Source organism: Pseudomonas sp. 39004, assembly GCF_028682155.1.
In the GTDB taxonomy this organism is placed as follows: Bacteria; Pseudomonadota; Gammaproteobacteria; order Pseudomonadales; family Pseudomonadaceae; genus Aquipseudomonas; species Aquipseudomonas capeferrum.
Window position 1 is genome coordinate 1 of sequence record NZ_JANIAG010000112.1, and the last position, 18,219, is coordinate 18,219.

At 63.6% G+C, this 18,219-nt stretch carries 20 protein-coding genes and 1 pseudogene; 10 read left to right on the forward strand and 11 right to left on the reverse strand.

The window, feature by feature from the left end; genetic code table 11:
* From NP534_RS18375 to NP534_RS18390, 4 genes are all read left to right on the forward strand, one after another.
* Positions 1–373, forward strand: a 373-nt coding sequence (locus NP534_RS18375) for a sodium:solute symporter family transporter (protein ID WP_443201084.1), incomplete at its 5' end; no start/stop codon positions are given.
* A 32-nt stretch (positions 374–405) separates the two neighbouring features.
* The gene (locus NP534_RS18380; RefSeq protein WP_274099642.1) at positions 406–1,638 is read left to right on the forward strand and encodes an OprD family porin; all 1,233 of its coding nucleotides are present in this window, start codon (positions 406–408) and stop codon (positions 1,636–1,638) included.
* A gap of 24 nt (positions 1,639–1,662) precedes the next feature.
* Positions 1,663–3,717, forward strand: coding sequence for a phenylacetic acid degradation bifunctional protein PaaZ (gene paaZ, locus NP534_RS18385; protein ID WP_274099643.1), 2,055 nt, complete (start codon positions 1,663–1,665; stop codon positions 3,715–3,717).
* A 192-nt stretch (positions 3,718–3,909) separates the two neighbouring features.
* Entirely contained in the window at positions 3,910–4,080 is a 171-nt protein-coding gene (locus tag NP534_RS18390) for a hypothetical protein (RefSeq protein ID WP_274099644.1), read from the forward strand.
* Between the two features lie 46 nt (positions 4,081–4,126).
* Here NP534_RS18390 and NP534_RS18395 read toward each other — a convergent pair whose 3' ends face one another.
* The 3 genes and pseudogenes from NP534_RS18395 to NP534_RS18405 form a co-directional block, all read right to left on the reverse strand.
* Complete coding sequence (locus tag NP534_RS18395) at positions 4,127–4,396, reverse strand: DUF6555 family protein (protein WP_077068408.1); 270 nt, start codon at positions 4,394–4,396, stop codon at positions 4,127–4,129.
* Between the two features lie 168 nt (positions 4,397–4,564).
* Positions 4,565–4,720: pseudogene (locus NP534_RS18400) on the reverse strand (general stress protein); the annotation flags it as partial.
* Between the two features lie 194 nt (positions 4,721–4,914).
* The gene (locus NP534_RS18405; protein ID WP_186653324.1) at positions 4,915–5,466 is read right to left on the reverse strand and encodes an ATP-dependent Clp protease proteolytic subunit; all 552 of its coding nucleotides are present in this window, start codon (positions 5,464–5,466) and stop codon (positions 4,915–4,917) included.
* Between the two features lie 189 nt (positions 5,467–5,655).
* Here NP534_RS18405 and NP534_RS18410 point away from each other — a divergent pair, with 189 nt between their 5' ends.
* From NP534_RS18410 to NP534_RS18430, 5 genes are read left to right on the forward strand one after another with little or no spacing between them, the layout of a single operon-like run.
* Complete coding sequence (locus tag NP534_RS18410; protein ID WP_274099645.1) at positions 5,656–6,573, forward strand: DUF72 domain-containing protein; 918 nt, start codon at positions 5,656–5,658, stop codon at positions 6,571–6,573.
* Entirely contained in the window at positions 6,570–7,355 is a 786-nt protein-coding gene (locus NP534_RS18415; RefSeq protein WP_274099646.1) for an endonuclease/exonuclease/phosphatase family protein, read from the forward strand. The genes NP534_RS18410 and NP534_RS18415 overlap by 4 nt, the downstream gene beginning before the upstream one ends.
* Positions 7,352–8,554: a cardiolipin synthase ClsB gene (gene clsB / locus NP534_RS18420; RefSeq protein ID WP_274099647.1), complete on the forward strand. Its 1,203-nt coding sequence runs from the start codon at positions 7,352–7,354 to the stop codon at positions 8,552–8,554. The genes NP534_RS18415 and clsB overlap by 4 nt, the downstream gene beginning before the upstream one ends.
* Positions 8,554–9,501: a lysylphosphatidylglycerol synthase domain-containing protein gene (locus tag NP534_RS18425; protein WP_274099648.1), complete on the forward strand. Its 948-nt coding sequence runs from the start codon at positions 8,554–8,556 to the stop codon at positions 9,499–9,501. Before clsB ends, NP534_RS18425 begins: the two co-directional genes overlap by 1 nt.
* Positions 9,502–9,534: 33 nt before the next feature.
* Positions 9,535–9,960, forward strand: a complete 426-nt coding sequence (locus tag NP534_RS18430) for a hypothetical protein (RefSeq protein ID WP_274099649.1) — start codon at positions 9,535–9,537, stop codon at positions 9,958–9,960.
* A 51-nt stretch (positions 9,961–10,011) separates the two neighbouring features.
* Here the strand turns inward: NP534_RS18430 and NP534_RS18435 are convergent, their stop codons facing one another.
* From NP534_RS18435 to NP534_RS18445, 3 genes are all read right to left on the reverse strand, one after another.
* Positions 10,012–10,203, reverse strand: a complete 192-nt coding sequence (locus tag NP534_RS18435; RefSeq protein ID WP_077068409.1) for a metallothionein — start codon at positions 10,201–10,203, stop codon at positions 10,012–10,014.
* Positions 10,196–10,663, reverse strand: a complete 468-nt coding sequence (locus tag NP534_RS18440) for a phosphotransferase system, HPr-related protein (protein WP_274099650.1) — start codon at positions 10,661–10,663, stop codon at positions 10,196–10,198. Before NP534_RS18440 ends, NP534_RS18435 begins: the two co-directional genes overlap by 8 nt.
* A gap of 91 nt (positions 10,664–10,754) precedes the next feature.
* Positions 10,755–11,456: a FadR/GntR family transcriptional regulator gene (locus tag NP534_RS18445; protein ID WP_274099651.1), complete on the reverse strand. Its 702-nt coding sequence runs from the start codon at positions 11,454–11,456 to the stop codon at positions 10,755–10,757.
* A gap of 95 nt (positions 11,457–11,551) precedes the next feature.
* Between NP534_RS18445 and NP534_RS18450 the strand changes: the two genes are divergently transcribed.
* Positions 11,552–12,295: a FadR/GntR family transcriptional regulator gene (locus tag NP534_RS18450; RefSeq protein WP_047583192.1), complete on the forward strand. Its 744-nt coding sequence runs from the start codon at positions 11,552–11,554 to the stop codon at positions 12,293–12,295.
* Here NP534_RS18450 and NP534_RS18455 read toward each other — a convergent pair.
* The 5 genes from NP534_RS18455 to NP534_RS18475 form a co-directional block, all read right to left on the reverse strand.
* Entirely contained in the window at positions 12,283–14,079 is a 1,797-nt protein-coding gene (locus tag NP534_RS18455; protein WP_274099652.1) for a glycoside hydrolase family 28 protein, read from the reverse strand. The genes NP534_RS18450 and NP534_RS18455 overlap by 13 nt on opposite strands.
* A 42-nt stretch (positions 14,080–14,121) precedes the next feature.
* A complete protein-coding gene (locus NP534_RS18460) occupies positions 14,122–14,898 on the reverse strand; it encodes an ABC transporter ATP-binding protein (protein WP_033697925.1) in 777 nt (258 codons plus the stop codon).
* Between the two features lie 10 nt (positions 14,899–14,908).
* Positions 14,909–15,748, reverse strand: a complete 840-nt coding sequence (locus tag NP534_RS18465) for an ABC transporter ATP-binding protein (protein WP_033697926.1) — start codon at positions 15,746–15,748, stop codon at positions 14,909–14,911.
* Positions 15,749–15,759: 11 nt separating this feature from the next.
* Positions 15,760–16,677 carry an ABC transporter permease gene (locus tag NP534_RS18470; protein ID WP_186665379.1) on the reverse strand — a complete coding sequence of 306 codons (918 nt, stop codon included), beginning with the start codon at positions 16,675–16,677 and terminating at the stop codon, positions 15,760–15,762.
* A 62-nt stretch (positions 16,678–16,739) separates the two neighbouring features.
* The coding region (locus tag NP534_RS18475) for an ABC transporter substrate-binding protein (protein WP_274099653.1) at positions 16,740–18,219 on the reverse strand (1,480 nt) is incomplete at its 5' end.

The following is an 18,219-nucleotide window of genomic DNA, read 5'->3' on the forward strand; positions in this document are numbered from 1 at the left end:
TGCTCTTCCGATCTTCTCCGGCCTGGTGCTGGCCGTGGCCGCGTCGGTCAACTTCCCGGTGTTGCTGCTTTCGATGTTCTGGAAGGGCCTGACTACCCGCGGCGCGGTGTGCGGCAGCATGGCCGGGCTGTTCTCGGCCGTCGTGCTGGTGGTACTGGGCCCGGCCGTGTGGGTCAACGTGCTGCACAACGAACAGGCACTGTTCCCCTACAGCAACCCGGCGCTGTTCTCGATGAGCCTGGCGTTCCTCGGCGCCTGGGTGTTCTCGGTCACCGACAGTTCGGCGCGGGCCACCGAAGAACGTGGCCGCTACCTGGCGCAGTTCATTCGCTCCATGACCGGTATTGGCGCCGCCGGCGCCAGCAAGCACTGATTTCGAGAACAACCATGTCGGGTACAACAACAATGAACCGCACTCGCTTCTCTTGCCTCACCTGGCTTGCCACGCTCGCCCTGCCCTTGCCGGCCATGGCGGACTTCGTCGGCGACAGCCATGCGCGCCTGGAACTGCGCAACCACTACATCAACCGCGACTTCCGCCAGAGCAATGCGCCGCAGGCCAAGGCCGAGGAATGGGGCCAAGGCTTTACTGCCCGCCTGGAATCGGGCTTCACCGAAGGCCCGATAGGCGTCGGCGTGGATGCCATGGGCCAGTTGGGCGTCAAGCTCGACAGCAGCCGTGACCGCCGCAACACCGGCCTGCTGCCGTTTGGCCCGAACAGCCACGAGCCTGTCGATGATTACAGTGAGTTGGGCCTGACCGGTAAAGTGCGCGTGTCAAAGAGCACCCTGCGCCTGGGCACCTTGCAGCCGATCCTGCCGGTGGTGGTGTACAACGACACCCGCCTGCTGGCTTCGACCTTCCAGGGCGGGCTGCTGACCAGCCAGGAACTCAATGGCCTGACCGTCAACGCCGGACGACTGACCAAGGCCAACCTGCGCGACTCGTCTGGCCGCGACGACATCGGCTACGGCGCCGCCAGCAGCGACCACCTGGACTTCGGCGGTGGCAGCTACGCCATTACCCCGCAGACCAGCCTCAGCTACTACTACGCCAAGCTCGAAGACATCTACCGCCAGCAGTTCGTCGGCCTGGTCGACACCCGCCCGCTGGGCGAAGGCCTGAGCCTGCGCAGCGACCTGCGTTACTTCGACAGCCGCAATGATGGCGCCGAACGCGCCGGCAACATCGACAACCGCAACTTCAACGCCATGTTCACCCTCGGCGTCAGGGCGCACAAGTTCACTGCCACCTGGCAGCAGATGTCCGGCGACAGCGCCTTCCCCTTCGTCAACGGCGGCGACCCGTTCACCGTCAACCTGGTGACCTACAACACCTTCACCCGCGCCGGGCTCGATTCGTGGCAGGTGCGCTATGACTACGATTTCGTCGCCATGGGCATCCCTGGCCTGAGTTTCATGACCCGCTACACCGACGGCCGCCACGCCGAGACCGCGACCGTCAGCAACGGCCGTGAGCGCGAGCGCGACACCGACCTCACCTACGTCATCCAGAGCGGCCCTTTCAAGGACGTCAGCCTGCGCTGGCGCAACGTCACCTTCCGCTCCGGCAATGGCCTGACCAATGCCGTGGACGAGAACCGCCTGATCATCGGCTACACCCTGGCGCTGTGGTAACAGCGCCCTCAAAAGGAGAACAGCATGTCTGACGCCCCAACCCTGCAGAGCTTCATCGCTGGCCGCTGGATCGGCCAGCACGGCGCCCAGGCCCTGCGCAGCGCCTTGAACGGCCATGTCCTGGCCTACAGCCATGAAGAACGCCCAGACTTCGCCGAAGCCGTGGACTTTGCCCGCGCCCGGGGCCTGGCCGCACTGATGGCCATGGACTTCCAGCAGCGCGCAGCCCGCCTCAAGGCCTTGGCGCTATATCTTGCCGAGCACAAAGAGCAGCTCTACGCCCTGTCCCACCACAGTGGCGCCACCCGCGCCGACAGCTGGATCGACATCGAAGGCGGCAATGCCACGCTGTTCGCCTACGCCGGCATCGGCAGCCGCGAACTGCCCTCGGGCAACCTGGTGCACGAAGGCCCGGCGATACCATTGGGCAAGCAAGGCCATTTCGCCGGCAGCCATATCCTGGTGCCGCGTGCTGGCGTCGCCGTGCATATCAATGCGTTCAACTTCCCCATCTGGGGCATGCTGGAGAAGTTCGCGCCCACCTTCCTGGCCGGCATGCCGTGCATTGTCAAACCCGCCACATCCACCAGTTACCTGACCGAAGCCGTGGTGCGCCTGATGCACGCGTCGGGCCTGCTGCCGGCTGGCAGCCTGCAACTGGTGATCGGCAGCACCGGCGACCTGCTCGACCGCCTGCAGGGCCAGGATGTGGTGACCTTCACCGGTTCCGCCGATACCGCAGCCAAATTGCGTGTCACGCCGAACCTGATCCGCAACTCGGTGCCCTTCACCGCCGAGGCGGACTCGCTGAACTGCGCAATCCTCGGCCCGGACGTAACCCCGGACAGCGAAGAGTTCGACCTGTACATCAAGGAGGTGGTGCGTGAAATGACCACCAAGGCCGGGCAGAAATGCACCGCCATCCGCCGCGCCATCGTACCGGCCAAGCACATCGACGCCGTCGCCAGCCGCCTGCGCGAGCGCTTGAGCAAGGTGGTGGTCGGCGACCCTTCGCTGGAGGGCGTGCGCATGGGGGCCTTGGCCTCCCATGATCAGCAACGTGACGTTGGCGAGCGGGTCCGCAGCCTGCTGCAGAGCTGCGACCAGTTGTTTGGCGCCAGTGACGGGTTCGCGCCGCGTGGCGAGGGCGTTGCCGAAGGGGCGTTCTTTGCGCCAACCCTGCTTCAGGCGCGCGACCCGCATGCCGACGGCGGTGCCCACGATATCGAAGCGTTCGGCCCGGTCAGCACGCTGATGGCCTACGACGACCTTGACGAAGCCTTGGCCTTGGCTGCCCGCGGCAAGGGCAGCCTGGTGGCGACCCTGGTCACCGCCGACCGAGCCGTTGCCGCCAAGGCCATCCCAATCGCCGCCGCCTGGCATGGTCGCCTGCTGGTGCTGGACCGCGAAGCCGCGCTGGAGTCCACCGGCCATGGCTCGCCGCTGCCCCAGCTCAAGCACGGCGGCCCTGGGCGCGCCGGTGGTGGCGAAGAGCTCGGTGGCCTGCGTGCGGTCAAGCACTACCTGCAGCGCGCCGCAGTGCAAGGCTCGCCGAGCATGCTCAGCGCCGTGACGGGCGAGTATGTACGCGGTGCCGAGGTAATCGAAAGCGAAGTGCATCCGTTCCGCCGCTACTTCCAGGACCTGCGTATCGGTGAGTCGTTGCTGACCCACCGGCGTACCGTGACCGAAGCGGACCTGGTCAACTTCGGCTGCTTGTCGGGTGACCACTTCTACATGCACTTCGATGAGATCGCCGCTAAGGAGTCGCAGTTTGGCAAGCGTATCGCCCATGGTTACTTCGTGCTGTCGGCGGCGGCGGGTTTGTTCGTTTCCCCAGGCGCTGGGCCGGTGCTGGCCAACTATGGCCTGGACACCTTGCGTTTCATCAACCCGGTGGGTATTGGCGACACGATTCAGGCGCGCCTGACCTGCAAGCGCAAGATCGACCAAGGCAAGACCAGCCCGCTGGGGCAGCCGCAAGGTGTGGTGGCGTGGGACGTCGAGGTGAGCAACCAGTTGGGCGAGCTGGTGGCGAGTTACGACATTCTCACCTTGGTGCTGAAGAAGCCTGATTGAGCGCGGGCCAAGGGTACCCGCGCTTTACCGTTGGTCAGGGCGTGCGGCTATCGGACTGACCTCCCCCGGCGCTGGTCGCTCTGAGTTCATGAGGGGTGGTCAATGGCTTCGCCTCTCACTCCTGTATTGGGCCCGCCTGATCGCGGGCCCTTTTTTATCGAAGCAGGCTTCAACCAAGCGGAGGGTTGCGAGATGAAAAACAGACTGCACATGGGGGGTGGCAGCGTCGAAGATGACTGGCCAGAGCTGGAACCTGACAGGCGCCAGGATCAGGTGGACGACCCGGATGCCGATCCGAACCTGACCGATGATGACGAAAACCGCCCCGGGGTGCCTGCCAGCGACCCTGAATCGGGCGCCTGATTGCCGACTCGATGGGCTGCAGCGCAGCCCATCGCTGCACCACCGATCAGCCCACTACTGCGGGGTCACCCACTGGCTGATTGGGTTTACTCCCGGAAATACGCCAGCTCACCGCCGTAATCCCGTAGCGTTCTGCCATCGGCCTGCTCACTTTCTTGATTTTCTCCCGCCCGAACTTGGGAATGATGCCGATGCCCGCATCACAACTTGCCCAATGCCAGGCTTCGGCGTTGTCCAACCGTTCAAGACGAATGATGAAACTGCGCGGCTGACCATGCAGTTGATAATCGATGATGTAAAGCTGTGGACCAGGCATCGCAGGGGCCTCCTCTTCTCCATGGATGACTCACTGATTGATCGGGGCAGTGCTAGAAAATTCAAAATTTTTGCCGACCTTCGGTACCAGTGGCCCCGGATGGCGTTGAAGCGGGTTCAACGCGGCGCCGAACCCGCTCACAACGTGTTCAATCGGCTAGGCCCTGGGTCACGAGTGTCGCCCGCCACCATGGCTGTTCTGCCCACCCTTGCGTCCGGCTTGCGACGCCCGTTCACGGTCGTTGGCGAAGTTGCCGCCGGACACTTTCCCGCCCTTGTGCCCCGCGCGGGACGCCTTTTCCCGGTCATTGGCGAAGTTGCCCGGGTTGTTCTCCTTGGTGCCGCCGCGCTGGCTGGTCCGCTCTTGTTCAAGCGCCATGTCGTTTCTCCTTGCGATGGAAGAGTTGTCTGCGCAATGCCTTAGTTCCGAGCCAGTGATCAGCACCAATGCTCAATCGTTTTGCACGGGGCTGACGGGTGGCATGAAACGGCCGCAGGCCAAATGTTTGCGCCGCAGCCTCAGGCATGCACACTCCACTGGGTGCTTTGCGATTCGATCGGCATCTCGTCAATGGCGTGGATCAGCCCGTTCTCCAGCGCCTCCTCGGGGCCCAGTATCCGCGGATATGCCATCAGGTAACGGGGCACATCCAGCACTTCGGCACTGCCCTCGGTGCGTTCGGCGACGATCTGCGCGTAAAGGCGCAAGTCGTAGTCCAGGCTCATGGCGTATTCAGCCATCCTGGCATGGTCGACTGAGCCATGCAGCGTCCAGTGAAAGGGGTGAAACAGAAACTTGCTGAACGCACAGGCGGTGCGATGCTCGCCTGCCAGAAACAGGATATTGCCCATTGACTCCACCGTCCCCAAGTTATGGGTGTGCAGCGGAATCGGCAATGCACGCAGGAAGTTGTACAAGGTGAACCCATAACTGCATTCACCGCCCATGGTGGCGATGTTCAGTTGCAGCAATTCGGCGCCTTGTTGCATGGCCCGCGAGCAGGTGCTGATCAGGTTGCCGCAGGTGGATGAGTTGATCGGACCGGTGAAATGGATGATATGTCTGGCCATGCTTGCCTCCAGGTGGGGGGTCATCCATTGAATGGGCAGGCCCTCATTGGTATGCGGTGGAGACGCCATCGGCGGCAAAGTTCAACTCTTGCTCGCGCTCCCGTTGGTCAACCGTGCTGAACCTCACAGGCCCGTGCCAGTCGCAATTTCAGAGTGACCTCTCAAAGAGCTGGCAATGAGGAAGGCAGCGTGAGCGAGATCCGCATCGGAATTTCAGGGTGGCGCTACGGCCCTTGGCGCAGGGATTTCTACCCCAAGGGGCTGCGCCAGGACAGCGAACTGGCGTTCGCCTCGCGGGCAGTCAACAGCATCGAGATCAACGGCTCGTTCTACAGCCTGCAAACCCCCGAACGGTATCTGGGCTGGCGTGAGGAGACGCCGGACGGTTTCGTGTTCTCGGTCAAGGGGCCGCGCTATATCACCCATGTACGCAGGCTCAAGGATATCGAAGAGCCGGTGGCCAACTTCTTTGCCTCCGGGCCGTTGTTGCTGGGTGACAAACTGGGCCCCATCCTGTGGCAGTTTCCGCCCAACATGACGTTCGACGAAGCACGCTTCGCCCGGTTTTTCGAACTGCTCCCGCGCAACCGGGACGCCGCGCGCGAATGTGCCAAAGGGTGTGCCGAGCGCCTCAAGGGCAATGGAAGTACCGACATCGATGGCAACGCACGGCTGCGCCACGCCGTGGAAATCCGCAACGAGAGCTTTCTGTGTGAAGCCTTCGTCAAGCTGCTGCGCAAACACCGTATTGCGTTGGTAGTGGCCGACAGTGCAGGCAAATGGCCGTATGTCGAAGATATCACCGCCGACTTTGTCTACATTCGCCTGCACGGCGACGTGGAACTGTACAGCAGCGGCTACACCGCGCACGCCTTGCGCCGCTGGAAGCAACGCATCGTGCGTTGGAGCCAGGGCGGCCAGGTGGAAGACGCGCAGCTGATTGTGCCCGGCGCGCCACCCCAGCGTGCCTCTCGCGACATTTATTGCTACTTCGACAACGACCAGAAGGTGCATGCGCCCTACGACGCCCGGCGCCTGCTGGAAAAGCTGAAACTCGATTACGACCTGGTCACCGAGCCTGGCGTCGCACCGGAGGTCGAGCTTTGAACAAAACCCTGCCAGCCCCCCGCTGCATCATCGACAACGTCACCACGGTGCATCGGCTGAACGTGCTGACCATCAACGTGCACAAGGGCTTCACCGTATTCAACCGGCGTTTCATCCTGCCGGAGCTGCGTGAGGCCGTACGCGCCACCGGTGCTGACCTGGTGTTTCTTCAGGAGGTGCACGGCAGCCATCAGCAACATGCCATACGCCATGCAGCGTGGCCGGAAATCCCGCAGTACGAGTTTCTGGCCGACAGCATGTGGCCGCAGTTCGCCTATGGGCGCAACGCCGTGTACCCCCATGGCGACCACGGCAACGCCCTGCTGTCGAAATTCCCGATCCGCCAGTTCACCAACCTCGATGTCTCCATTCAGGGCAATGAACAGCGGGGCCTGCTGCACTGCTGCCTGGACGTGCCGGGCCATCAGCAGGTACATGCGGTGTGCGTGCACCTGGGCCTGCGCGAGGCCCATCGCCAGCGCCAGGTGCGCTTGTTGCTGGAACTGCTCGACAGCTTGCCGCCCAAGGCGCCGGTGATCATTGCCGGCGACTTCAATGACTGGCGCCTGAAGGCCGATGCGGTGTTGTCCGAACACCTGGTCGAAGCCTTTGGCGAGCATTTCGGGACCCCGGCGCGCAGCTTTCCGGCGCGGTTGCCGCTGCTGCGGCTGGACCGTATCTACCTGCGCAATGCCATGCCGGGCAAGGCGCAGGTGTTGGCGAAGTACCCGTGGTCGCACCTTTCTGACCATGTCCCCCTTGCTGCGGAGATAAGCCTGTGAACCGACCTTGGCTAGAGGGCAACAGCGTGCAGTTGCTGATCAACGGCGAACAATACTACCCACGCGTATTCGAGGCGATGGCCCAGGCGCGGGAAGAAATTCTGCTGGAGACGTTCATCATTTTCGATGACAAGGTCGGCCAGCAGTTGCAGCAGGTGCTGATAGCGGCCGCTGGCCGTGGCGTGCGCGTCGAGGTGGCGGTCGATGGCTACGGCACTGCCGACCTGCCCGACGCCTTCATCTCGGCGATGACCGACGCCGGCGTCAACTTTCATGCCTTCGACCCCCAGCCCAGGCTGGTGGGCATGCGCACCAACCTGTTTCGCCGCCTGCACCGCAAGATCGTGGTGATCGATGGGCAGCGCGCGTTCATCGGCGGCATCAACTACAGTGCCGACCACCTGGGCGACTTCGGGCCCATGGCCAAGCAGGACTACGCAGTCGAGGTCACCGGCCCGGTGGTGGCCCAGGTGCACGCCACCAGCCGGCGCCTGATGTCGCCGGTGCTGCAGCCCCCCAGCGAGGTGCGCCCGGTCACCGAGCCTACCGGGGCGATCACGGCCGTGCTGGTCGAGCGCGACAATGGCCAGCGCAGCACCGCCATCGAAGCGCAGTACCTGCAAGCCTTTCGTGCGGCCCGGCAGCGTATCGTGGTGGCCAATGCCTATTTCTTTCCAGGCTACCGGTTGCTGCGCGAACTGCGTAATGCAGCGCGGCGCGGGGTGGCCGTGACCTTGATTCTGCAGGGCCAGCCCGACATGCGCTGGGTGCGGGCCTTGTCGCGGCTGCTGTACAACTACCTATTGCGCGACGGCGTGCGTATTCACGAGTACTGCAGCCGGCCGTTGCACGGCAAGGTCGCCTTGGTCGACGACCAGTGGGCCACTGTGGGTTCAAGCAACCTGGACCCGTTGAGCCTGTCGTTCAACCTGGAGGCCAACCTGTTCATCCGCGATCGCGGGTTCAACCAGCAGTTGCACCAGCATCTGCAGGCGCTGGCCAGCGAACAATGCAAATCGGTCACCCTGGAACGGATGATCCGCGGCTACTGGTGGCGGGCACCGCTGATCTTCCTGTGCTTCCACGCCATACGCCACTTCCCGCGGATAGCCGGCTGGTTCCCGGCGCACCGTCAGCGCTTGCGCTCGGTGCAACCGGAAGTCGAAGCACACGGCGATTTTCACGAGGGGCAGACCTGATGGCGCGCACACGGTGGCAAACCTGGGCCAAGCGCCTGTTCACCTTGCTGTTCCTGTTGCTGATACCCGCCTTGCTGTACATGCTGGCGCGCAACCTTGACTGGAACGAGGTGCGTCAGTCGCTGCTGGCCTACAAACCCGGGACCCTGGCCATCGGCTTGGTCGTCGCCTTGTGCAGCTACCTGACGTTTGCCAGCTACGACCTGCTCGCACGTGCCTACACAGGGCATACGCTGCCCGCCAGGCAGGTGTTGCCGGTGGCGTTCGTGTGCTACGCCTTCAACCTCAACTTCACCACCTGGGTGGGCGGCGTCGCCTTGCGTTATCGGCTGTATGGCCGGCTTGGCCTGGACACCGCGACGATCACCCGCATCCTGACCCTGGGGCTGTTGACCAACTGGATGGGCTACATGCTGCTGGCCGGTACGGTATTCGCCCTGCGCCTGGTGAAACTGCCCGAAAGCTGGGCGGTGGGCGCTACAGGCTTGCAACTGATCGGGTTTGGCTTGCTGGCCATCGCCCTTGCCTACCTGCTGGCCTGCGGCTTTGCAAAAAAACGTACCTGGAAATGGCGCGAACATGAAGTCACCCTGCCGGCCTTGCGCCTGGCGCTGTGCCAGGTAGCCCTTGGCGCCAGCAACTGGGCGTTGATGGCGCTGCTGATCTTCTGGCTGCTCCCTGAAAAGGCCTTTTACCCATCGATTCTCGGGATCCTGCTCATCAGTTGTGTGGCAGGTGTGGTCGCGCATATCCCGGCAGGCCTTGGCGTGCTTGAAACGGTGTTCCTGGCGTTGCTGCACGGCCAGATCCCTCAAGGCACGCTGGTAGCCGCGCTATTGGGGTATCGAACGCTGTATTACCTGATCCCCTTGGTGCTGGCAGTCGTTACGTATCTGATTCTGGAAAAGCGCGCCAAGGCCATGCGCCAGCGCGACAACCCAGCCTAGCGCGTTCAAGGGCCTCGGCCCGGGAGGTAGCGTATGCGAGTCGCTCTGTTGATGATGATGCTCACAAGCTTTGCCAGCACCAATGTGCTGGCAGAGGCCTGCAATGTGCTCACCCGTTCCTCCAGCGAAGCCGTCAAGCCGGTCGAGCAGCACACCTGTTACAGCTACAGCAACCTGCCTGCCGAAGCGATCAACTGGTCGTGCAGCAACGAGAGCAAGGACATGCTCAGTACGCAGAAGCAGAAAGTCGCGCGATGCGCGGATGGCAGCGTAGGTAGTTGCATCGCGCCCTTGACCCAGGAGGCCTTGGCCAACCCCAAAGCCGGTGGTGGGCAACCTTCGAAACGGCCGGCGTTGTCCAAGGATGCGCGGGTGATTACCTACTATTACGACACACCCAGCCTTGGCCAGGCGCGGGCAGATTGCGAGCGCAGCGACGGGATCTGGCAAACGCATTGACCCGTGATGGCGCCTTTTGGGGCTGCTCGCAACCCCAAAAGGCGGTCCAATTCACACCGCGCTGTCGTCGTCTTCGACTGGCCGCGACGCCTCAGCGCAGTCACAACCGCTCATGCGGCACGGCTCGCCATTGCGATGCCCCGACGCACAGGCCTCGCAGCAATACGCCTTGCCCTCTTGTTGCAGGGCATTGACATCCACCGTGCAAGAACAGTGGGCACAGGCACAGCGTTGCTCATTCATGGGGTTTGTCCTCGTCGTCTACTACGTCATCGGTCCAGGGTTCGCCGTCCAGCGGCGCCGAACGCGCCAGCTCTGCCTCGTCCAGGCCGAACCCGCCGCCAATTTCGCCCGCACCGACCCGCCGCAGGGACTGGTCAGCCGGGCCTTCGCCGTCACCGGCTTCATACGGGTCACGGGCACCGGTCTCGTCCAGCAAGGTGTCCGGGCTCATGTCGTCATAGGTGACATTGTCTTCGTGGAGGCTGTCGCTCAGCGCCTCACCGCCCGTCATGCCGGCTTCGGCGACACGTTGCGGCGGGAATTCCTGGTCAGCTTCACGGGCAGGTCGCTCGTCACCCACCCGCCCTTCGCGTTCGTCGTTACGGTCATCGAAGTCCAGCTCGTGGACGCTGCCCATGCGGTCTTCGGTATCGTCGATTTCCGCTGGCGTGTAAGGCTTGGGTTCATCGGGGCGAGACATGTGCGTTCTCCGTCAGTTGGCTACAACCGGTCGACTGCGCCCACCCCGGGAAGATTCAGAGTTTTTCACGCCGGCGTCCGAACGGCATTCTTTACCCCGGCGCCTGAGCGGCGCTGCGCGCGCGATGCAGGGCATTGGTCAGATGCAGCCGCATGGCGGCCCGAGCGGCATCGGCGTCGTGATGCTCGAGCGCAACGTACAGCTGCTCGCGCTCACGCACGTGCTGGGCGCGCTGCCCGTCGCTGAGCGTGCGTTGTGCGCCGCTCATCAGGGTATCGGCCAGGTGCTGCATGGCATCGATGAAAAAGCTGTTGCCGGTGCACAGGGCAATCTGCAGGTGAAACTCGAAGACGATACGGGTGCTGTCCTTGTGCAGCGGCCCCACGGCATTGGCATCGTCCAGCGCCGCGCGAATGGTCAGCAACTGGCCGGGTGTAGCGCGCTGCGCGGCCAGGGCGGCGCACTCGACTTCAAGGCTCAGGCGCAGTTCGAGCAGTGCTACCGCATCGAGGGCACTGCCCTTTTCATGTGAGTGGGCTTGAAGGTCGCCCGGCCGGATGGTGTCCATCACGAACGTACCGATGCCACGCCGGGTTTCTACCAGGCCCTCGGCCTGCAGCCGCGACATCGCCTCGCGAACCACGGTACGGCTGACCTTGCGCGCTTCGGTGAAGGCTTGCTCGGTCGGCAGCTTGGTACCGGCCGGCAGTTCGCCGGCCAATATGCTGCGCGACAGCTCCAGCACCAGTTGCTGGGCCAGGCTGACGCGTCGATCAGGGTTAACACGCTCCATGGGAGGATCCATTCAAACCAGACGATGGAGGATTGTAACCGCAGTATTGCCGCAAAACGCACTATAATGCCCGCTGATCAGCCAAGAGCACGACGATGTCGGACTTCAACGCCACCGCCCAAATCAAACCGCGCCGCCTCGCCGAATCGCTGGTCGAGCGCTTTGCCCAACGCATGCGCGAGGGCACCCTCAAGCGCGGCGACAAACTCCCCACCGAAACCCAGATCATGGCCGCCGAAAGCGTCAGCCGGTCGGTGGTGCGTGACGCCTTGTCGCGGATGCAGGCGGCCGGCCTGGTCGAGACCCAGCACGGCGTCGGTACCTTCGTCCTCGATATGCCGGCACCGGAAGGCTTCAACGTCGGGCCGGCGACCATCATGCTGTTGTCCGACGTGCTCGACCTGCTGGAGTTTCGCCTGAGCCTGGAAGTGCAAGCCGCCGGCATGGCCGCCGAACGGGCCACGCCCCAGGCCATCGACGAACTGGAGCAGGCGCTGAAGGCGCTGCTGCAAGGTCCGGAAAAGTCCGGTAGCACCACCAATGCCGACTTCCAGTTCCACCTGAAAATCGCCAAGGCTGCCGGCAACCCCTACCTGATCGACATCATGAAGCACTTGGGCACCAAGCTGATCCCCCGCACCCGGATGAACTCGGCCTACACCGGGCAAAGCAATCGCAGCACCTACCTGGCAGGCATCAACGCCGAACATCAGCAGATCTTCGACGCCATCGTCAGCAGGCAGGTCGATGCCGCCCGTGCGGCGATGTTCCTGCACTTGAGCAACAGCCGCATGCGCCTGCGTGAGGCGCAGAAGCTTCAGGCGGTCTACAGCGAGTGAGCGGGCTCAGGGGCCGGCCGTACATCCTTGAACACCAGCCTTTCGCTGCTACCGACCTGCCAGGGGTTGCCAGTGCCGGCTTCGCTGAAGTGAACCGCCTCGAACCGTGAGCCTTGCAGGCCGTCGATTTTCACCTTGGCGGGCCCACTGAAGCGCACGCGCTCGAAGGCCAGTCCCTGGTGATAAGCCCCATGCAGGCTGTCGCCCTTGACCTCGATTGCCGCCAGTTGGGCGTTCTCGACGGTGACATCGCTGACCCGCACATCGCGGAACTGCCCCGCTATCGTCGACTTCTGGTAATCCAGCTTGGCATTGGGGTCGTTGTAATCGAGGGTGAAGATGAACGCCTGCTTGACCGTGTTGCGCATCGCCGAATCGCGGAAAACCACGTTGCGCGCTCCACCCCCCATGAAGTTGGTGCTCTTCATGCGTAAGCCGGTATCGGTGCCGTCGGAGACGTTGTCCTCGGCCAGGATGTTCTGGATCCACGCCCCGGTGTGGCTGCCGGCGACGACCATGCCGTGGCCCTTGCGGAAGTAGTTATTGAAGATCCAGGCGTCTTCCTGGGGCTTTTGCCTGACCGCATCGGCGCCCGTGCCGGCAGCGAAGTTGACGCAGTCATCACCGGTATCGAAGAAGTTGTTGAACACCATGGCGCCACGGCTGTTGGCAAACTCGATGCCATCGCCGTTGTTGGCGTCGTAGGTCTTGTGCGTGGTGTTGGCCAGCACCACGTTTTCGGTCTCCAGGTTCATGATGCCGTGGTAGGCCGGGTTGAGCACGGTGAAGCCGCCATAGAAGACATTGGTGACATTGCGCAAAGTGACCAGCGACGAGCGCATCTGGCCATAGGCGTCCTTGACGTTCATGCCCTCGGCCACTGCACGTTCGACCTGGGCTTTGGCCAGCAGGCCGTCCTGCAGGTAACGGGTATTGTCGCTGGGCAGGTAGAACGGCAGCGCCTGGCCGCGCTCGTCGAGCACGTCGGCATGGCGCTTCCAGCCGTTGCCGTCGATGACGCCCTTGCCGACAATGCGGATGTTCTCGAATGCCTGGTGCTTGCGTGGGTCACGCGGCAAGGCGTTGATCAGCGAGGCCGGGCGCACGGTGGTGGAGTACGGGTACTGGATGTAGCCTTGGCGAGGATAGTCCTCGGCGCGCTCGGAGCCCAGCAACGTCGCGCCCTCGGCGATTTCCAGGGTCATGTTGCTTTTGAGGTACAGCGAGCCGCTCTTGTAGGTGCCGGCGGGCAGCAGCACTTTGCAGCCTGCAGTGCAGGCATCGATGGCACGCTGGATCGCGACAGTGTCAAGGGCGCGGCCGTCGCCCTTGGCGCCGTACTGTTTGACATCGTACAACGCCGGCACGGCGGTGGTGCGTTGGGTGATGACGGGGCTATCAGCCGACTCTTTGCCGTCGCGGCCCACCGAACGCACGGTGAAGCGGTACTCGGTGTCGGGCGCCAGGCCCTGTGCGGTGTAGCTGTGGATGGCGATGCGGTGATGGAAATTGCGCGTGTCCTGCTGGTAGAAGCGGTCGATGTAGGGTTTGGCGGGCGATACCTGGTTGTTGTTGGCGTTGCTGCCCCCGAGCAGCTTGCCGTTGGCGTAGACGTGGTAGTCGGTGATGTCGGCGTGGTCGGCCGGTTTTTCCCAGACCAGGATGATCTGCTGCTCGTCATAGGCCAGCGTCGGCACCTGCAGCTTGGTGGGGGGCTCCATCGCCCACAGCGGCAGGCTGCAGCTGATGGCCAACGTGGTCAGAAGTGGTCTTGCGTACGGCATTTTTTATCTTCCTTGTAGTTGCCATTGCGGTGAGGTGGCTGATCAGGCGGATGCCACGCGTGGCGACTCGGCACTGAAATCGCGGCTGGCTTGCACCAGCATGCGGGTGTAGTCGTGGCAGGCCAGGTCCTGGCTCAAGGCCTGGCTGTCCAGGCGCTCGACAATCCGCCCCTGCTGCATCACCGCCACCTTGTCGCACAGGTGGCTGACCACACCCAGGTCGTGGGTGACCATCAGGTAGGTCAGCTTCTCGCGCTGACGCAGGTCTGCCAGCAGGTTGAGAATCTCGGCCTGCACCGACACATCCAGCGCCGACGTCGGTTCATCCAGCAGCAGCACGCGCGGTTCGAGGATCAGCGCCCGGGCGATGGCCACGCGCTGGCGTTGCCCGCCCGACAACTGGTGCGGGTAGCGGTAGCGGAAGCTGTCGTTCAGCCCGACCTTGAGCAAAATGTCGTTGATGCGGTCATCGCGTTCGCCCATGCCGTGGATGGTCAGCGGCTCGCGCAACGCGGTGTCGATGGTGTGCCGCGGGTGCAGCGAGCCGTAAGGGTCCTGGAAGACCATCTGCACCTTGCGAAAGTGTTCCTTGCTGAGCTTGTGTTGCAGGGGCGCCCCGGCAATGCTCAGCGCCCCGCTCCAATGCCGGTACTGGCCGGCCAGGCAGCGCAGGACCGTGGTCTTGCCCGAGCCCGACTCGCCGACCAGGCCGAACGACTCGCCGTCTTCCACCGTCAGGTCGACGTCGTGCAGCACCTGGTTGCAGGCAGCGCCCACACCGAAGCTCAGGTTCAGCGATTGTGCTTGGATCATGGTCATGTCAGTTACCTCAGCAGGTGAGCCACAGCGGGTCGCGTTGCAAGACCGGCAAGCGCGGCCGGCGGTTGTCCATGCTCGGCAAGGCTGCCAGCAGGCCACGGGTGTACGGGTGTTCGGCGTACTGCAGGTCGCAGGCGGCCAGCGATTCCACCACCCGCCCGGCGTACATCACCAGCACCCGGTCGCAGTAGTTGCGGACCAGGTTGAGGTCGTGGCTGACGAAGATCAGGCCCATCTGCTGCTCGACCACCAGCTCTTCGAGCACATTGAGCACTTGCTGGCGTACCGACACATCGAGTGCCGAGGTCGGCTCGTCGGCGATGATCACTTCCGGGTTGGTGATCACCATCATGGCAATCATGATGCGCTGGCCCATGCCGCCGCTGACTTCATGCGGGTACAGGTTGTAGACCCGCCCGGGGTCGCGGATATGGACTTTTTCAAGCATCAGCAAGACCCGCTCGCGCGCTTCGCTGCGGCTGGCCTTGTGGTGCGCGAGGTACGCCTCGGCGATCTGCTCGCCGACCTTCACCACCGGGTTGAGCGAGTACTTGGGGTCTTGCATGATCATCGAGATGCGCTGGCCGCGAATCTTCTGCATGGCCTTCTCGCTGGCGCTGAGCAGGTCGACATCACCGAACTGCAGGGCCTTGGCGGTGATCTGCGTGCTACCGGGGTGCAGCTTGAGCAGGCTGCGCCCGACCGTGGACTTGCCCGAACCGGACTCGCCGACGATGGCCAGTTTTTCCCGGCCGAGGGTGAACGACACGTCGCGCACCGCATGGGTTTCTTTCTTGCCATTGACGAAGCGCACGTTGAGCGAATCGACAGTGAGTTTGAGCGTCGACATAAAGCCTCCAGTTACTCGCTACGCGGGTCGAGAATGTCCCGCAGGCCATCGCCCAACAGGTTGAACGCCAGGCTCACCAGCATGATCGCGGCCCCCGGCACGGCTACCAGCCACCAGCATTCGAGCATGTAGCGCCGGCCGGTGGAGATCATTGCGCCCCACTCCGGCAGCGGCGCCTGCGCGCCCAGGCCAAGAAAGCCCAGCGCAGCGGCGGTCAGGATGATGCCGGCCATGTTCATGGTCAGGCGGATGATCACCGACGACAGGCACATCGGCACGATGTGGCGCAGGATGATCCGCGTCGGCGAGGCGCCCTGCAGCTCGACCGCGACGACAAAGTCGGCCTTGCGCAACGACAGCGTTTCGGCGCGCGCCAGGCGCGCGATCGGTGGCCACGAGGTCAGCGCGATGGCGACCACGGCATGCTCCAGGCCGGGGCCCAGGGCGGCGATGAACGCCAGCGCCAGGACCAGGCTGGGGAAGGAGATGAAGATATCGGTGATGCGCATGAAAACGGTGTCGACGACGCCGCCGAAATAACCCGACACGGTACCGATGAACAACCCGATCGGGCCGACGATGACGGTTACCAGGGTAATGATGTACAGGGTGATGCGTGAGCCATACACCAGCCGGCTGAAGATATCGCGGCCGTATTCGTCGGTGCCGAACCAGTGTGCTGCACCGGGTGCCTGCAAGGCATTGGCGAGGTTCTGCACCACCGGGTCATGGGTGGCGATCCAGGGTGCGAAGGCGGCCACCACGACCAGCAGCAAGGCCACCAGCAGGCCCGCCAGGGTCATCGGGTTGCGCAGCAAGTGGCGCAGCACCCGCAGGCTGCTCTTGTACAGCGCGTCGACGCTCGACGCGGGTGCGCGGTCGGCCTGCGCCTTGTCGTTTGAAACGGTAGAAGACAGGTTGGCAATCATCGGCATGCTCTCGATGTGAACTCATGGCCACCTGGGGCGCCCGCAGGCGCCCTCGGCAGTGTTCAGCGTTGCTTGTAGACGCCCAGGTAACGGGTCGCCTCGGCGTCATCGCCGGTGAAGCCCTTGATGTCCACCGCGCTGACTGCGGTGTCGGTCATCTGCGAAATCATCATGATCGGGCCGACCTGTTCGTCGTAACGCTTCTGCGCCTGGTGGTACAGGTTCAGGCGTTTGCCAGGGTCTCGCTCGACCCCGGCCTGGTCGATCAGTGCATTGAGCGGTTGATCGAAGAACGACGCACGCCAGCCCTGGAAGTTGGGCAGGCCAGCCGCGTCGCTGTTGTCGGGGTTGTAGGCGAAGGTGCGCAGGCTGAAGTAAGGGTGCGGGTAGCGCTCGGCACCGCGGGCGACGATCATCTCGAAGTTGCGTGCGCGCATGGCGCCGTACACCTGGTTGCCGGTACCGGTGACGATGCTGGCCTTGATGCCGCCCTCGGCCAGGGTCGATTGCATGCGTGCGGCAATGTCGATGAAGGGCGGTTCGGACAACGTCCGCAGGGTGGTGCTGAAGCCTTGCGGGTAGCCGGCTTCGCTCAGCAACGCCTTGGCCTTGGCCACGTCGAGCCGGTAGCCAGGGTCTGGCAGGCGTGCGTCCAGGCCCAGTTGCATCGGCTGCTGGTTGAGCAGGCCATAGTGCGGCATGACCTGCTCGTCGATGCCTTTGTAGTCGATCAGGTAGCGCACGGCCTCGCGCACTTTCGGGTTGGCAAACTCAGGCTGCTTCATGCTCATCGCCACGTAGTACATGGTGCCCCGTTGCAAGGGCTGAACCTGCAGCGTGCCGGTGCGCTCGACGGCCTTGATGTCGGGCGCGGCCATGCCATAGGCCAGGTCCAGGTCGCCGCGTTCAAGCATCAGGCGCAGCGACTGTGATTCGGTCATGTGCCGCACCAGCACCCGCTTCATCTTTGCCGGGCCTGCCCAGTAGCCGTCGAAACGGTTCATCACCAGTGCATCGTTGGCGCTCCACTTGGCCAAGGTGAACGGGCCGCTGCCGGCTTCGTTGGTGACCAGCCAGGCGGCGCCAAGGTCGCCATTCTTTTCATGTTTCAAGGCCTGCAGGCGGTCGACGATGACCGCACTGGGCGAAGTTGCCAGCGAGTCGATCAGCAGCAGCGGGTCGGTCGGCTGTGGCAGGTCGATGACCAAGGTGTGTGCATCGCTGGCGCGAATCAGTGCCTGAATGTTGTCGACGGTGTAGCCGTAGGCCTTCCAGGTGGTGGCCAGGCCGTAGTTGAGCTTCATCACGCGGTACAGCGACCAGGCCACGTCCTCGGCGGTAAGCGCGTTGCCGGAATGGAACGTGACGTCAGTGCGCAGGTGGAAGGTGATCTGCTTGCCGTCTTCGCTGATGGCCCAGCGTTCGGCCAGCTGTGGCAGGTGTTTTTCCGGGTTGCCCTGGTCGCGCTTGACCAGCGTGTCGTACAGGTTGGCATTGACCCCGGAGGCATCCAGGCCCGGCGCGTTGGCCGGGTCGATGGAA

Bases quoted from the DNA above. Each gene is read 5' to 3' on its own strand.
- NP534_RS18380 (WP_274099642.1), top strand. From the start codon at position 406: ATGAACCGCACTCGCTTCTCTTGCCTCACCTGGCTTGCCACGCTCGCC.
- paaZ (WP_274099643.1), top strand. From the start codon at position 1,663: ATGTCTGACGCCCCAACCCTGCAGAGCTTCATCGCTGGCCGCTGGATC.
- NP534_RS18390 (WP_274099644.1), top strand. From the start codon at position 3,910: ATGAAAAACAGACTGCACATGGGGGGTGGCAGCGTCGAAGATGACTGG.
- NP534_RS18395 (WP_077068408.1), bottom strand. From the start codon at position 4,396: ATGCCTGGTCCACAGCTTTACATCATCGATTATCAACTGCATGGTCAG.
- NP534_RS18405 (WP_186653324.1), bottom strand. From the start codon at position 5,466: ATGGCCAGACATATCATCCATTTCACCGGTCCGATCAACTCATCCACC.
- NP534_RS18425 (WP_274099648.1), top strand. From the start codon at position 8,554: ATGGCGCGCACACGGTGGCAAACCTGGGCCAAGCGCCTGTTCACCTTG.
- NP534_RS18430 (WP_274099649.1), top strand. From the start codon at position 9,535: ATGCGAGTCGCTCTGTTGATGATGATGCTCACAAGCTTTGCCAGCACC.
- NP534_RS18435 (WP_077068409.1), bottom strand. From the start codon at position 10,203: ATGAATGAGCAACGCTGTGCCTGTGCCCACTGTTCTTGCACGGTGGAT.
- NP534_RS18440 (WP_274099650.1), bottom strand. From the start codon at position 10,663: ATGTCTCGCCCCGATGAACCCAAGCCTTACACGCCAGCGGAAATCGAC.
- NP534_RS18445 (WP_274099651.1), bottom strand. From the start codon at position 11,456: ATGGAGCGTGTTAACCCTGATCGACGCGTCAGCCTGGCCCAGCAACTG.
- NP534_RS18450 (WP_047583192.1), top strand. From the start codon at position 11,552: ATGTCGGACTTCAACGCCACCGCCCAAATCAAACCGCGCCGCCTCGCC.
- NP534_RS18455 (WP_274099652.1), bottom strand. From the start codon at position 14,079: ATGCCGTACGCAAGACCACTTCTGACCACGTTGGCCATCAGCTGCAGC.
- NP534_RS18460 (WP_033697925.1), bottom strand. From the start codon at position 14,898: ATGACCATGATCCAAGCACAATCGCTGAACCTGAGCTTCGGTGTGGGC.
- NP534_RS18465 (WP_033697926.1), bottom strand. From the start codon at position 15,748: ATGTCGACGCTCAAACTCACTGTCGATTCGCTCAACGTGCGCTTCGTC.
- NP534_RS18470 (WP_186665379.1), bottom strand. From the start codon at position 16,677: ATGATTGCCAACCTGTCTTCTACCGTTTCAAACGACAAGGCGCAGGCC.